Consider the following 412-nt stretch of genomic DNA (forward strand, 5'->3'; position numbering starts at 1 on the left):
CCGGCGTCGAGGAACGTTTCGGTTTCGGCCGCACCGTCGATGCCAGAACCGCCGCCACCGAAGCCGCGCGCCGACTGGCGTTCCGGGACGAGCTGGGCGCGTTGCTCGGCAATGACAGCTTCCTAGTCCTGCCCACCGTTCCCGGCGCCGCCCCGCTCGCCGCCAGCACGCCCGAACAGTTCCAGGCCTATCGCGAAAGGGCGCTGCATCTTTTGTGCCTGGCCGGCCTGTCGGGTTTCCCGCAGATCACCTTGCCGCTCGGTTCCGTCGACGGCGCGCCCTTCGGCCTGTCGCTGCTTGGCCCTTCCGGCAGCGACGTCGCTTTGATACGGCTCGGCCGCAAGATTCTCGACGCGGCACGAAAGGTCTGATCATGGACACTTTGACCCGTATGCGCGCCTTTATCGACGTG

1 pseudogene is annotated in these 412 nt (G+C 67.0%); it reads left to right on the forward strand.

Annotated features, from left to right (window positions below):
- A pseudogene (locus EN851_RS34320) lies at window positions 1-371 on the forward strand (amidase family protein); the annotation flags it as partial.
- Between the last annotated feature and the right edge of the window lie 41 nt (window positions 372-412).

It is taken from the genome of Mesorhizobium sp. M8A.F.Ca.ET.208.01.1.1, assembly GCF_004791315.1.
GTDB lineage: Bacteria > Pseudomonadota > Alphaproteobacteria > Rhizobiales > Rhizobiaceae > Mesorhizobium.